13 protein-coding genes and 2 tRNA genes are annotated in these 12,851 nt (G+C 69.8%); 5 read left to right on the top strand and 10 right to left on the bottom strand.

Annotated features, from left to right (window positions below; all coding sequences use genetic code 11):
• Positions 1–139 precede the first annotated feature (139 nt).
• Complete coding sequence (locus LI336_RS11595; RefSeq protein ID WP_227133297.1) at positions 140–1,054, top strand: DUF5995 family protein; 915 nt, start codon at positions 140–142, stop codon at positions 1,052–1,054.
• Positions 1,055–1,078: 24 nt separating this feature from the next.
• Here LI336_RS11595 and LI336_RS11590 read toward each other — a convergent pair whose 3' ends face one another.
• The 7 genes from LI336_RS11590 to LI336_RS11560 form a co-directional block, all read right to left on the bottom strand.
• Positions 1,079–1,471, bottom strand: a complete 393-nt coding sequence (locus LI336_RS11590) for a methylglyoxal synthase (protein WP_227133296.1) — start codon at positions 1,469–1,471, stop codon at positions 1,079–1,081.
• 96 nt (positions 1,472–1,567) lie between these two features.
• Entirely contained in the window at positions 1,568–2,527 is a 960-nt protein-coding gene (locus LI336_RS11585; RefSeq protein ID WP_227133295.1) for an NAD(P)-dependent oxidoreductase, read from the bottom strand.
• A 54-nt stretch (positions 2,528–2,581) separates the two neighbouring features.
• The gene (locus tag LI336_RS11580) at positions 2,582–3,037 is read right to left on the bottom strand and encodes a DoxX family protein (RefSeq protein WP_227133294.1); all 456 of its coding nucleotides are present in this window, start codon (positions 3,035–3,037) and stop codon (positions 2,582–2,584) included.
• A gap of 83 nt (positions 3,038–3,120) precedes the next feature.
• Positions 3,121–4,050, bottom strand: a complete 930-nt coding sequence (locus LI336_RS11575) for a hypothetical protein (RefSeq protein ID WP_227133293.1) — start codon at positions 4,048–4,050, stop codon at positions 3,121–3,123.
• A gap of 325 nt (positions 4,051–4,375) precedes the next feature.
• Positions 4,376–4,449, bottom strand: a tRNA-Phe gene (locus tag LI336_RS11570).
• Between the two features lie 58 nt (positions 4,450–4,507).
• A complete protein-coding gene (locus tag LI336_RS11565) occupies positions 4,508–5,038 on the bottom strand; it encodes a GNAT family N-acetyltransferase (RefSeq protein WP_227133292.1) in 531 nt (176 codons plus the stop codon).
• A gap of 82 nt (positions 5,039–5,120) precedes the next feature.
• Positions 5,121–5,194: transfer RNA gene (locus LI336_RS11560), tRNA-Val, on the bottom strand.
• A gap of 83 nt (positions 5,195–5,277) precedes the next feature.
• On the opposite strand from LI336_RS11560, the gene LI336_RS11555 reads away from it, so the two are divergent.
• The 3 genes from LI336_RS11555 to LI336_RS11545 all read left to right on the top strand — a co-directional run bounded on the left by LI336_RS11555 (position 5,278) and on the right by LI336_RS11545 (position 10,081).
• Positions 5,278–5,808: a DUF192 domain-containing protein gene (locus LI336_RS11555; RefSeq protein ID WP_227133291.1), complete on the top strand. Its 531-nt coding sequence runs from the start codon at positions 5,278–5,280 to the stop codon at positions 5,806–5,808.
• A gap of 230 nt (positions 5,809–6,038) precedes the next feature.
• On the top strand, positions 6,039–7,985 hold the full coding sequence (locus LI336_RS11550) for an ABC transporter ATP-binding protein (protein ID WP_227133290.1): 1,947 nt from the start codon (positions 6,039–6,041) through the stop codon (positions 7,983–7,985).
• A 296-nt stretch (positions 7,986–8,281) separates the two neighbouring features.
• Positions 8,282–10,081, top strand: coding sequence for a histidine kinase N-terminal 7TM domain-containing protein (locus LI336_RS11545; RefSeq protein WP_227133289.1), 1,800 nt, complete (start codon positions 8,282–8,284; stop codon positions 10,079–10,081).
• Positions 10,082–10,108: 27 nt separating this feature from the next.
• Here LI336_RS11545 and LI336_RS11540 read toward each other — a convergent pair whose 3' ends face one another.
• The gene (locus tag LI336_RS11540; protein ID WP_227133288.1) at positions 10,109–10,363 is read right to left on the bottom strand and encodes a DUF7511 domain-containing protein; all 255 of its coding nucleotides are present in this window, start codon (positions 10,361–10,363) and stop codon (positions 10,109–10,111) included.
• A gap of 97 nt (positions 10,364–10,460) precedes the next feature.
• A complete protein-coding gene (locus tag LI336_RS11535) occupies positions 10,461–10,649 on the bottom strand; it encodes a DUF7511 domain-containing protein (protein WP_227133287.1) in 189 nt (62 codons plus the stop codon).
• A gap of 155 nt (positions 10,650–10,804) precedes the next feature.
• Between LI336_RS11535 and LI336_RS11530 the strand changes: the two genes are divergently transcribed.
• Positions 10,805–11,539, top strand: a complete 735-nt coding sequence (locus LI336_RS11530; protein ID WP_227133286.1) for a creatininase family protein — start codon at positions 10,805–10,807, stop codon at positions 11,537–11,539.
• A gap of 12 nt (positions 11,540–11,551) precedes the next feature.
• On the opposite strand, the gene LI336_RS11525 is transcribed toward LI336_RS11530, so the two are convergent.
• Positions 11,552–12,790: an MFS transporter gene (locus LI336_RS11525; protein WP_227133285.1), complete on the bottom strand. Its 1,239-nt coding sequence runs from the start codon at positions 12,788–12,790 to the stop codon at positions 11,552–11,554.
• Between the last annotated feature and the right edge of the window lie 61 nt (positions 12,791–12,851).

The following is a 12,851-nucleotide window of genomic DNA, read 5'->3' as shown; positions in this document are numbered from 1 at the left end:
GGAGTCGGACCGTCGTCGACGAGGACGTCGCCACTCGCACGCCCACACCCCACCAGCGACGACTGACCGACTTCCCCGTCCTTCACGGCCTCCCGTCGACCACACGCATCGTTATGCTTCCAGCCCGTCTGTACGTGGTATGCAACCGAGGGCGGCCCCGGGGTCGCGACGGCGGCGGGCACTGCGAGCCGCCGCGACGCACGTCCGCACGCCAACGCCCACCGGCGACCGCGTCGCACGTACCGGCGACGACGACGCACCGCCGAGCGGCGACGACGCCGCGGGCAGCGCCGACCCCGAAGTGGTCGCGCTCACCGCCGACGCGTACGTCGACGTCGCGGACGCCCACGACCGACTCGTCGCGCTCCGGGACCGCTTCGCGGCGACCGGCGACCGCCGGGAGACGTTCCTCTCCGTCTACGCGCGGATGACGGGTGCGGTCGCCGACCGCGTCGACCGCGGCGAGTTCGCGGACGCCGAGTGGGTGCGCGCGTACCTCGTCGCGTTCGCGAACCACTACCGGCGCGCCGTCCACCGCTACGAGACCGGGCGTGTCGACGCCGTTCCCGCACCGTGGGTGCTCGCGTTCGACGCCGCACGCGCCGAGCGCTGTCTCGTCGCGCAGGACGCCGCGCTCGGCGTGAACGCGCACATCAACTACGACCTCTCGCTCGCGCTCGTCGACGCCGGCATCGACGCCGACCGGCGGACGCGCCGCGCCGACCACGACGCCGTCATCGACGTCATCCACGCGCTCGTCGACGACACCCAGGACGCGCTCGCCGCGCGCGACGCCCCCGGCATCGCGGCCGTCGACGACCACCTCGGTCGCGTCGACGAGTGGCTCACCGTCGTCACCATCGACGAGTGCCGGAGTAGCGCGTGGCGGACCGCCGTCGCGATGACCTCGCGCTTTAGCGCCCGCCGCCGGTTCGCGCGCTGGTGGAACGCCGCCACCGCCACCGGCGCCGCCCACCTCATCCACGGCACGCACGCAAACCACCGCCTCCACGACGCGCTCGCCGACCTCGAACGCGCCGACGCGAACGACTGACCGACGGGTCAGCCAGGCAGCCAGTCACTCGGTGAGTTCCACGCCGTCTTCGGCAGCGACGCCAGCGAGCACGTACTCCGCTGCGGTGCGCGTCGTCGCCAGCGGGACGTCGTGCACGTCACAGATGCGGAGGAGCGCGGAGATGTCGGGCTCGTGAGGTTGCGCGGTGAGCGGATCCCGCAGGAAGACGATGGCGTCGAGCGCGTCCTCCGCAACCATCCCCCCGATCTGGAGGTCCCCACCCATCGGCCCCGACGCCTTCCGGTCGACCGACAGCCCGACCTCGTCGCGGATGCGCTCGCCGGTCGTCCCCGTCGTCACGATGTCGATCGTCGACAGGTACGGCTCGTGGGTCGCCGCGAAGTCCAGCATCTCGGGCTTCTCGTCGTCGTGCGCGATGAGCGCGATACGCGTCATGGGAGTACGTCGCGGGCCAGCCACAAAAACCTCGACAGCCGTCGACGACCCCGGCGTCGCATCTCGTCCTGGCGGCGACCCCGCCCGGCGTCGCGGTCAGGCGACGCGAACGCGCTCGGGGACGGAGTCGTCGTCGACGACCGCGGCGACCGTCTCCGCGACCGTCGCCAGGAGGTCGTTCGCGGCTTCCGTGGAGTACCACGCCGCGTGCGGCGTGACGAGCACGTCGTCGCGGCCGACGAGCGGCGAATCGACGGGCGGCTCCGTCGGGAGGACGTCCAGGGCCGCCGCCGAGACCGGGCCGTCGTCGAGCGCCGCCGCGAGCGCGTCGTCGTCGACGATGGCGCCCCGGCCGACGTTCACGACGACCGCGTCCTCGGGGAGCGCCGCGAGCGCGTCCGCGTCGACGAGCCCGCGCGTCTCGTCGGTCAGCGGCGCGAACACCACGAGCGCGTCCGCGCGCTCGCACACCACCTCGAACTCCGCGAGGGAGACGCCGTGCTCGGCCGCCAGCGCCGCGTCCACGTACGGGTCGTACGCCACCGCGTCGTCGAACAGCGCCACGAACGCCGACGCGACCGACCGCGCGATCGCGCCGAACCCGACGAACCCGACCGTCGACGCCGCGAGCCGCCGTGGTGCGGTCGCAGTCCGCCACTCCCACTCGCCGGCGCGCGTCTCCCGGTCGTACGTCGACAGCCGACGTGCCGCGGCGAGGGTCAACGAGAGCGCGTGCTCGCCGACCTCCTCGCGACAGTACGTCGGCGTGTTCGTCACCACGATACCCAGGTCCCGGGCAGCCGACACGTCGACGTTGTCGACGCCGACGCCAGCGCGCACCACGACCGCCGGCTCGACCCGCTGGAGGACCTCGCGGGTCACCGGCGCGTCCGGCCCGACGACGAGCACGTCCGCGTCCGCCGCCGCCGACACCAGCGCGTCCACGTCGTCGACGACCGTCCACGCGAACTCGACGTCGCCACGCGACCGCTCGCCGACCATCGGTTCCAGTCCCTCCAGCATCCCCATGCCGTCGCTCACGAACACGCGAACCATACGCGGCGCTACGACCTCCGGCACCGAGAAAGCACGGACGCCCGCGTCGAATCCCTACGCCGACGTCTCCTCGCCAGCGACGGCGTCGTCCTCGACGGCGTCGTCCATCGGCTTCGTGTACCACCACGCCCACGCCACCAGGACCGCCTGGAGCGGGAGTCGCGCCCACAGCGCCGCGTCCGACGGCTCGACGCCGCCCGGCAGTTCCTCGACGGCCTCGTCGCCGACCGCCATGTAGACGTTCGCCGGGAACACCGCCACCAGCAGCGCCACGAGCCCCCACGCCGACGCCTCGCGCGTCTCCGGATGCAGCACGCCCAGGCCAAGTGCGATCTCCGCGACCCCCGACGCGTACACGAGTTCGCGCGGCCGCGGGAACCCCGGCGGCACCACGCGCTCGTACGCGTCCGGCGCAACGAAGTGCGTCACGCCAGCCAGCACGTACAGCGGCCCCATCACGAACAACAGCGGTCGCTTCCACCGCGACAACCCAGACGAACGCTCGCTCATGCGTAGCTCAAGCGAACGAACCCGCAAAACGGTTCGCTTCCCCGATACCGTCGCTTCGGGACGGACGTCACGGGACGACCCAGCTACCGGAGCGCCGGCGCGCCGTCGCCGTCGCGGACCACCGAAACGGCGCGGTCTCCGCCCGCGACCGCCAGACACGAGACGAACGCGGTCGTCCCGAGCTTCCCGCCCGCACCAGCGAACGCGGGTGCGGCGACGACGAACACGAGCCCGCACACCGCGCCAGCCACCGCGACCGAGCGCGCGCTCCCGAGTCGCTCGCGCGACGACATCCCGACGAACGACGCGCAGAACGCGACCGCCGCCAACCGCCCGCCACCGCCCGCGACGACGGCCGGGAGCGCGACGCCAGCCACCACCCCGACCAGCGCCGACGCGACCACCGCACCGAGCCCGAACCGGTCGCGCAACGCCACCGTGAGCACGGCCGCGACCACGGCCGTCGGCACCACCACGAGCGCACTCGCCCACGACACGCCACCCGCCGCCGCGTACTCGACGCCCAGGACCAGCCCCATCGTCGCGCACCCGAACAACGCCAGCGTCCCCAACTTCCCACCGAACCCGGCGAACGACTCGCGCGTGGCGACGAACGCGACACCAGCGATCAGTCCCGCGACCAGGACCGCCGCGACCGACGGGAAGACGCCCGGCGACACCATCCCCACGAACGACCCGCAGTACGCCGCCGCGTCGGCCTCCACCAACCCCACCCCCGCCACGAGTCCGACGACCGCCGACGCCACGACCGGCCCGAACCCGACGTGCACACTCAACGCGTACGTCGCTCCCGCAGCACCGACCGTCGCCAGAACCGCCGCAAGGGCACCGTCGTCGAGCACGAACTCGGGCCCGTCACCGAACTCGAACCCCTGCTCGAAGGTACGACGGCCATCGACCACGACCGCGAGCACGCCCACCACCGCAAGCACCCCACCAAACCCGAGCTCGACCACCCCAGGCCCCACGAACGCACCCACGACCAACGCCACAGGCGTCACCACCAACCCCGCACGACCAACACGCCGAGGCACGCGATACACGACCACCACTCCGCGAATCCCACGCGAAAACGTTACGATACACCATCGAAACCACCACCGTCGACGCACCCACACGCCACACGACAACACGGACACTCCACTCCGCGTCGTCTCCTCACCCGGTCGCTGTCGCTCACGGGTTCGAAACGTGCCACCTCCCGGATTACGAACCACGGTCGCTCACTGCGTTCGCTCCCTGATTCAGATCCGTTCGGGTGGCGTTCTGGCGTTCACGGACGATTCGCTGCGCTCGTCGTCTTGTTCACGCCAGAAGTGCCGCCTCCCGGATTTGAACCGGGGACAGCTCGATCTTCAGTCGAGTGCTCTCCCAGTCTGAGCTAAGGCGGCTTACGCTTCTACGTCGGGCGGTTCGTTGTAAAAGGATTTCGAATCGGTGCGGTATCGGTCAGAGGTCGCCGGTGTGGATGGCTTCGTCGAGCGTGGTGCCGGCGAACGTGATGGTGTCGTCGTGGGTGTGCGTGTAGCCGTGGTCGGCGTAGAACTGGCGGGCGCGGTCGTTGGCGGCGAGGACGGGGACGACCATGCGCGTGAACTCGCGGTCGCGGAGGGCGTCCTCGATGGCGGTGAGGAGGGCGTGGCCGATGCGGTCGTTCCAGTGGTCGGGGTGGACGTAGCACGTGTAGAGCATCGCCTGGTCGACGGGTGGGTCCGGGTCGTCGTCGCCGGCGGGCGTCGGGCCGCCGGAGGCGTACCCGACGACGCCGTCGCGAGAGTGGTCGGCGACGAGGAGCGTCGAGGCGTCGCGAAGGACGCGGTTCTCGACGCCGTCCTCGCTGTACCACTCGTCGAGCTGGGCGTCGAGCGCGTCGGCGCCGACGAGGTCGCCGTACGCGGCGTGGTAGGTGTCGTGGGCGACTCGGCGGATACCGGGGACGTCGTCGAAGGTGGCGGGGCGGACGTCGACGGTCGGATGCATACGCGTACTGGTGTCGCGAACGCCCGAAAAGTGCTTCGCGGGTGCGCGACCGGTTCACGCGGCTGCGTGCCGGCCGGGTGAGTGGGCACGGACGGAGTCGAACCGTCGGCCTCTTCCTTGTAAGGGAAGCGTCATGACCAACTAGACCACGTGCCCGCAGTCGACGAGAGCGGACGCGTCTTCATACCGCTTTCGCTTGCTTCCGAAGCGCTTTCCTCGTCGAGTGCGTCGGTTCGCGCGTGCAACTGGACCGAACGCAGGCGGGGCGAGCGGCGGTGGTGCTCGTCCTCGTCGTGCTCGTCGCCGCGGTCGTCTACCAGCTCGGCGGGTTCGCGCTCCCGTGGGCGACGAACCACGAGGTCGGCGTGGTCGCCGTGACCGACGCCGAGACGGGTGAGACGACGTGCGTGGTGGTGGAGGTCGCGGATCGGCGGCCGGAACGCATCACGGGGTTGAGCGACCACGAGTCGCTCGCGAACGGCAGCGGGATGTGGTTCGTGCATCCGCGCGAGGAGAACGTGACGTACGTGATGCGCGACATGGACTTCGCGCTCGACATCGTCTACGTCGGCGCGGACGGCCGCGTGAACTCGGTGACGTCGCTCCGGGCACCCGAGCCGGGCGAGGACGGCGAGTCCATCCGCGCGCCGGGACGCGCGAAGTGGGTGCTCGAGGTGCCGCGAGGGTACGCGGCCGCGAACGGTATCGACGCGGGCGACCGCGTGAACGTGACGTACGGCACGGCGAATCGCACGGACTGCCCGAAGTGACGCCTCGCGGCGAGCGTCGACGACGGCTGGCGTCCGAACCGCTCCGGTGACGGAGTCGGCAACCTCGACCGCAACCGTGAGACGTTACCGAACCACAGACCGATTTTTTGTACGAGGGTTCGACGATGCAGCCATGATACAGATCGAGCACCGCGCTCGCCGGTCGGACTACCGGCAACGGTTTCGAAACGTAACAAGCCATAACCGTCCGCAGTTCAAGGAGTAAGTCAATGGAACTCGACGACGCCGACGACGACCCGTTCGAAGAACAACGCGAGCAGGCCGAGAACCCGATGAAGCGGCTGTTCCTCGAGTACGGCGCGGAGAACCGGCTCGCGTTCGTCGTCGGGTTGCTCTCGAGCGTCGTCGCGCGCCTGCTGGACCTGATGCCGCCGGTCATCCTCGCGATGGCGCTCGACACGACGTTCAACCCGGACGGCGACCAGCAGTTCTCGCTGTGGCTCGTCCCGGACGCCTGGCTGCCGCTGAACGACCCAGAGGCCCAACTGATGCTGTCCGCTGGGCTCATCGCGTTCGGGTTCTTCGGTGGGGCGGCGTTCCACTGGACGCGCAACTGGGGGTGGAACAGCTTCGCGCAGCACATCCAGCACGAGGTCCGCACCGACACGTACGACAAGATGCAGCGGTTGAACATGGACTTCTTCGCGGACAAGCAGACCGGGGAGATGATGTCCATCCTCAGTAACGACGTGAATCGCCTGGAGCGGTTCCTGAACGACGGGATGAACTCCGCGTTCCGCCTCTCGGTGATGGTACTCGGGATCGCCGCCATCCTCTTCTACTACAACGCCCAGCTCGCGTTCGTCACGCTCGTCGTCGTCCCCCTCATCGGGTTCACGACGTACAAGTTCGTGAACATCATCCAGCCGAAGTACGCCGACGTCCGCTCGTCGGTCGGCCAACTGAACTCGCGGCTGGAGAACAACCTCGGTGGCGTCCAGGTCATCAAGACGTACAACACGGAGGACTTCGAGTCCGACCGCGTCGACGACGTCAGCCAGGAGTACTACGACGCGAACTGGGACGCCATCAACACCCGCATCAAGTTCTTCCCCGCGCTCCGCGTGCTCGCGGGCGTCGGATTCGTGGTGACGTTCTTCGTCGGCGGCCTCTGGGTGTTCAACACGCTGAACGGCCAGCCGGCGCCGTGGATCTTCACGGGCACGCTCTCGCCCGGTGAGTTCGTCGCGTTCATCCTCCTCAGTCAGCGGTTCATCTGGCCGATGGCGCAGTTCGGGCAGATCATCAACATGTACCAGCGCGCTCGCGCCTCCTCCGAGCGCATCTTCGGGTTGATGGACGAACCCTCCAGGATCGCGGAGGACCCGGACGCGAGCGACCTCGTCGTCGACGACGGCGCGGTGACGTACGACGACGTGTCGTTCGGCTACGACGACGACGAGATGATCGTCGAGGACATCGACTTCGACGTCGACGGCGGGGAGACGCTCGCGCTCGTCGGCCCGACCGGCGCGGGGAAGTCGACGGTCCTGAAGCTCCTGCTCCGGATGTACGACGTCGACGACGGCGGTATCGAGATCGACGGGCAGGACCTCCGCGAGGTCACCATCCCGAGTCTCCGCCGGCACATCGGGTACGTGAGCCAGGACACGTTCCTGTTCTACGGGACGGTCGAGGAGAACATCACGTACGGGACGTTCGACGCGGACCGCGAGGACGTCGTGGAGGCGGCGAAGATGGCGGAAGCGCACGAGTTCATCCAGAACCTCCCCGACGGCTACGATACCGAGGTCGGCGAACGCGGCGTGAAGCTCTCGGGCGGGCAACGCCAGCGCATCTCGATCGCGCGCGCCATCCTGAAGGACCCGAGCCTGCTCGTGCTCGACGAGGCGACCTCGGACGTGGACACGGAGACGGAGATGCTCATCCAGCGCTCCATCGACGAACTCGCCGAGGACCGCACGACGTTCGCCATCGCGCACCGGCTGTCGACGATCAAGGACGCGGACCAGATCGTGGTACTCGAGGACGGCCGCATCGTCGAACGCGGCACGCACGACGACCTCATCGCGAACGACGGCCTCTACGCGCACCTCTGGGGCGTCCAGGCCGGCGAGATCGACCAGCTCCCCCAGGAGTTCGTCGAACGCGCGAAGAACCGCGAGAACCGTATCGAAGTCGACCAGGACGACTGAACTGCTCGCACCAGCATACGGCGTCCGCCAGGACGCCGTTTCCCGTTCCTCCTGCCGCCACGAGCGTGTGGCTGCCTGCTGGTGGCCGGTTTCTCGCGTCGTTGGCCGCTCTGGCGTCCGGTGTCTGCCGGGACGTCGTTTCCGCGCTCGCGTCCGTCGCGTTCGGCGTGTGGTCGTCGGTGGGGTGGTGGGTCCGTGCGTCGGCGGGGGTTCCCACAGGCATTTGATGGTGTCCTCCATAGCATGCGGTGAGTCTCCGCGAGTGGTTCAAGGTGTCATACGAATTCACGCCCCTGGTGCTTCCCTACGTGGTCGCGTTCGTGGTGTCGGGGACGCTATGGGGGTTGCTGTGGCGGCATCGCGACCGTCGCGCGGCGAAGGGGTTCCTGCTCGACGTGTCGGGAGTGGTCTTGCTGTCGGCGGTGGTGGCGCTGAAGGTGTCGGCGACGGACTTCGGGACGAAGCTGTTCTGGTGGAACTGGCGGTTCCTGGGGGTGTCGGCGATGGCGGTGGGGTACATGCTGATGGCGGTGGAGTACACGGACAACGAGGACCTCGTGGATTGGCGCGTCGGCGGACTGCTGTCGGTGGTGGTGGTGCTGACGCAGGCGGCGGCGTGGACGAACGGTCGGGACGGCCTCCTGTACTCGGTGACCGGGCTCGACGGCGGGTTGCTCGTGCCGTCGTTCGGGCCGCTGTACTGGGTGTACGCGACGGTGATGGTGGGGTGTATCGTGGTCGGCGTGGCGTTGCTCGTGCGGGTGTTCCACGACCGAGTGGGGTTCCGCGTGCAGACGAGCGTGCTCGTCGGTACCATCGCGCTCGTGATGGGCGGGGTGGTGTTGTGGTGGTTTCGGGTGGTGCCGCTGGATACGCTGGCGGTGACGAGCACCGTGAAGGTCGTCGGGTTCTACGTCGCGGTCGAGCGCCTGCAGTTGCTCGAGACGCTCCCGGTGGCGCGGACGACGGTGTTCCGGACGATGGAGGACGCGGTGTTCGTGCTGAACGACGACGGGCGCGTGGTGGACGCGAACCCGTCGGCGGTCGCGCTCGTCGGCGGGCGGTCGGTCACGGGCGCGTTCCTCGACGACGTGCTCGACGTCGCGGCGACGGCCGACCGCGACGACACCGGCGGCGGTGATCCGGGGACTGCCGCCAGCGACGGTGGTGGCGCGACGACTGACGTCGGGGAGCGCGACGACGCGGCGGCGGTCGACGGCGGTCGGGCGGCGGGCGCGAGCGTCCTCGGGAGCGACGAGGTGACGCTGGTCGTCGACGACGAGGAGCGGTACTTCGACGTGGAGCGGTCGCGGTTCCAGGAGGGGGTTGGTGCGGTGGCGGTGTTCCGCGACATCACCGAACGCCGGAAGCGCGAGCGCGAGATCACGGTCCTGAACCGCATCGTCCGTCACGACATCCGGAACGAGATGAACGTCCTCCACGGGCACGCGCAGTTGCTCGAACCACACCTCGACGACGCCGCCACGGCGGACTACGAGCTCGTGATGGAGAGTGCGACGCACGTCGTCGACATCACGGACACGGTCCGCGAGCTGATGGAGACCATCACGAGCGGCGGGTCGATGGACGGCGAACCGCTGTCGCTCCCGGCGGTGCTCGATGCGGAGGTGGCGAAGGCGCGGTCGAACTTCCCGGCGGCGACGTTCCACGTCGCGGACGTCCCGTCCGTTCTCGTGCACGGGAACGACCTGCTGTCGTCGGTGTTCACGAACCTCCTGAACAACGCGGTCGTCCACAACGACGGCGACGACCCCGAGGTCTGGGTGTCGGTCGACGTCGACGGCGACGTGGTCCGCGTGACGGTCGCGGAGGACGGGCCGGGCGTCCCGCCGGACCAGCGCGATGCGGTGTTCGGCCGTGGCGCGAAGGGACTCGCGAGCGAGGGCACCGGTGTCGGCCTGTACCTCGTGGATACGCTCGTCTCGGCGGTCGACGGCGACGTCCGGATTCGAGACGCTCCGCAGGGCGGTGCGGCGTTCGTGGTGACGCTGCAGGTGGTGGGCGGGACCGAGGCGGGGGCTGGCGACGCGGTCAGCGACGACTCGGCCGGCGGGTCTGGGTCGGGCGACGGATGACGCCGACGGTCCGCGTCGCCGCGGTCGTCACCGCCAGTCCTGGAGGTCGCAGACGACGGTGGCGTCGACGGTGAGCCACGTGGTGACGAGGTCGGTGGCGTCGCTCTCGGCGGGGCAGACGGTGTGGCGTTCGCCGTCGGTGGTGTCGTCGACGAGCGTGACGAGTTCGACGTCGGTGGTCGGCGGGTCGGAGGCCGCGTCGTCGCGTGACCGGCGTGCTTGGACGAGTGGGTCGGTGTCGTCGTCGGTGCCGGGGTCTGGCGTGGAGGTGGGTGCGGCCATGGAGTCTCGCCTCGTGTGACGGTTGGCCGCGCGTTAGATTATAAACGACAGGTCGTTCCAGGTGGCTGGGACCGCAGGACGCCAGTGGGCGGTACCGTCACCGCCAGTCGGTGGCGTCGACGACGGCGTCGGCGTCGACGGTGAGCCACGTGGTGACGAGGTCGTCGTCACTGGCACACGTCGGGTACACGGTGTACTCGTCGGCGTCGGCGTCGTGTTCGCCGGAGAGCGGGGTCGGCTGGTCGCCTGCCGGGTCCGTGCTGGCGCGTTCGACGGTGCGCGTCATGTCTCGACGTTGGCGTCGAGTTTGCATATGTCCACGCCCGAAACGAATAGGGTGGCGGGAGTGGCGCGGGGAAGGGTGGTGGCGCGGAGAAGGGTGGTGGGGGGCCGGGTGCGTGGGGCGTGCGTTTCTTGCGACCAGGGGGCGACGTGCGTGGTATGGACCTGGCGGATGCGACGTGGACGGACGTGCGGGACGCCGACCCCGAGGTCGGCGTGGTACCGGTCGGGAGCACCGAGCAGCACGGCCCGCACGCGCCCCTGGGGACGGACGCCATGGCGGCGGAGGCGGTCGCGGAGGCGGGCGTCGAGGCGTACGAGCGCGAGGACGACGACGCGACCGTTGCGCTTGCGCCGACGATCCCCGTGGGTGTCGCGGAGGAGCATCGGGCGTTCGCGGGGACGCTATGGGTGTCGCCGGACACGTTCCGGGCGTACGTCCGCGAGACCGCGGAGAGCCTCGCGAGTCACGGCGTGGACGTGGTCGTGTTCGTGAACGGGCACGGCGGGAACGTCGACGCGTTGCGGGAGGTGACCGCACGTCTGACGCGGGACGGTACCGCCGCAGCTGCGGCGTTCACGTGGTTCGACGTCGTGGACGTCGACGTTCCGATGGGGCACGGCGGCGGGCGCGAGACGGCGCTCCTCCGGCACGTCGCCCCACACCTCGTGCGAGAGGACCGCGTCGAGCAGGCCGCGGCGGGCGCGAGCGACCGGTGGGGCGACTGGGTCGCGGGCGTGAACGTCGCGCACGACACCGACGCGTTCAGCGCGAACGGCGTCGTCGGCGACCCGCGCGACGGTGACGCCGCGACGGGCGAGGCGATGCTCGACGACGCAGCGGACGCGCTCGCTTGCGTCCTCGACGCGCTCGCCGACCGGACGAGCGACTGACCGGTCGACCGCTCAGGCGCGAACCGGGGCGTCTGCCTCGGTCGTCTCGGTGAGAGCGGCGAGACCGCGCGTGACGAGGACGGTAGCGGCGAGGAACGCACCGATGGTGGCGAACGCCGAGAGCGGACCGAAGGCGTCCGCGACCAGACCGCCGAGCGGCTTGAGCACGAATCTGACGGCTGCGTAGCACATCGACGCCGCGGACAGGACGGTCGCACGGCCGACGGAGTCGACGTTGTCGTTGACGAACCCGCTCGCGATGGGGTGGAGCGCTTGCTTGCTGGCCTTCAGGACGAAGAACACCGGGAGTGCGACGATCGGCGCGAGGACCACGGGGAGGACGAGGAGTGCACCGACGACGACGGGGACGACCCAGAGTGCCGACCGTCGCCCGAGCGCGGACTGGAGCCGGTCGGCGTTGTAGCTCGCGACGGCGGCGACGAGCGAGAACGCCGTGTAGAGCGGGCCGAGCGCGGTCGGTGAGAGGCCGACGTGGTCGACGGCGATCGGTTGCACGAAGCTGTCCGCGGTGATGGTCGCGCCGAAGAACAACGCGACGCCGAGCACGACCGAGCGAACGTGCGGCGCGAACAGTTCCGTGCGGAGGACGCTCGCTGTTTCGCGGATACCGAGGTCGGCATCGTCCCCGGCTCCGTCGTCGCCGTCGGACGGTGTCGGGTCGACGGTCGGCATCGTGAGGAGGACGACGACGCCGGCGACGTTCACCGTTCCAGCGATCCAGAACGGGAGGGCGGGGTCGATCGCGTAGAGTGCGCCGGCGCCGAGCATGGACGCGGCGCCGACGGTCATGTTGACGGCGCCGCCGCGGCCGCGGACGGTCGTGTACCGGTCGGCGTCCAGGCGTTCGTCGAGGACGTCGTACAGCCAGGCGTCGCCCGACCCGGAGCGGAACGCGCCGCCGAGCGCCCAGAGCGCGTAGATGACGACGAATCCCGCGAAGGATTGGGCGACCGCGAGCGCGTACACGGAGCCGGCGAGGAGCGTGGCGCCGAGGAGGAGGCTCGTGCGGCGCCCCCAGCGGTCACCGACGTAGCCCGTCGGGAGTTCGCCGACGACGGAGATGCCCGCGGAGAGCGACCCGAGGAGCGCGATCTGCGTGTACGAGAGGTCCCGCGAGAGCAGGAACACGACCCAGATGGGCGAGAAGAACCCGAACGTCATCGTCGCCTGATAGAGATAGTACTTCGCGACGAGCGTGGGTGGCCGCGACGGCAGGGACGGCGTTCGCATCGAGACGAGACACGGGCTGGTGCGTTGTAACCGTAATCTACCCCGCGTTTTAGTAGTTATT

The sequence above is a fragment of the Halorubellus salinus genome (assembly GCF_020567525.1).
Classification (GTDB): domain Archaea; phylum Halobacteriota; class Halobacteria; order Halobacteriales; family Natrialbaceae; genus Halorubellus; species Halorubellus salinus.
Note: the sequence above shows the minus strand (reverse complement) of the source record. Positions and strands in the feature narration are given on the sequence as shown.

Bases quoted from the DNA above. Each gene is read 5' to 3' on its own strand.
- LI336_RS11595 (WP_227133297.1), top strand. From the start codon at position 140: ATGCAACCGAGGGCGGCCCCGGGGTCGCGACGGCGGCGGGCACTGCGA.
- LI336_RS11590 (WP_227133296.1), bottom strand. From the start codon at position 1,471: ATGACGCGTATCGCGCTCATCGCGCACGACGACGAGAAGCCCGAGATG.
- LI336_RS11585 (WP_227133295.1), bottom strand. From the start codon at position 2,527: ATGGTTCGCGTGTTCGTGAGCGACGGCATGGGGATGCTGGAGGGACTG.
- LI336_RS11580 (WP_227133294.1), bottom strand. From the start codon at position 3,037: ATGAGCGAGCGTTCGTCTGGGTTGTCGCGGTGGAAGCGACCGCTGTTG.
- LI336_RS11565 (WP_227133292.1), bottom strand. From the start codon at position 5,038: ATGCATCCGACCGTCGACGTCCGCCCCGCCACCTTCGACGACGTCCCC.
- LI336_RS11550 (WP_227133290.1), top strand. From the start codon at position 6,039: ATGGAACTCGACGACGCCGACGACGACCCGTTCGAAGAACAACGCGAG.
- LI336_RS11540 (WP_227133288.1), bottom strand. From the start codon at position 10,363: ATGGCCGCACCCACCTCCACGCCAGACCCCGGCACCGACGACGACACC.
- LI336_RS11535 (WP_227133287.1), bottom strand. From the start codon at position 10,649: ATGACGCGCACCGTCGAACGCGCCAGCACGGACCCGGCAGGCGACCAG.
- LI336_RS11530 (WP_227133286.1), top strand. From the start codon at position 10,805: ATGGACCTGGCGGATGCGACGTGGACGGACGTGCGGGACGCCGACCCC.
- LI336_RS11525 (WP_227133285.1), bottom strand. From the start codon at position 12,790: ATGCGAACGCCGTCCCTGCCGTCGCGGCCACCCACGCTCGTCGCGAAG.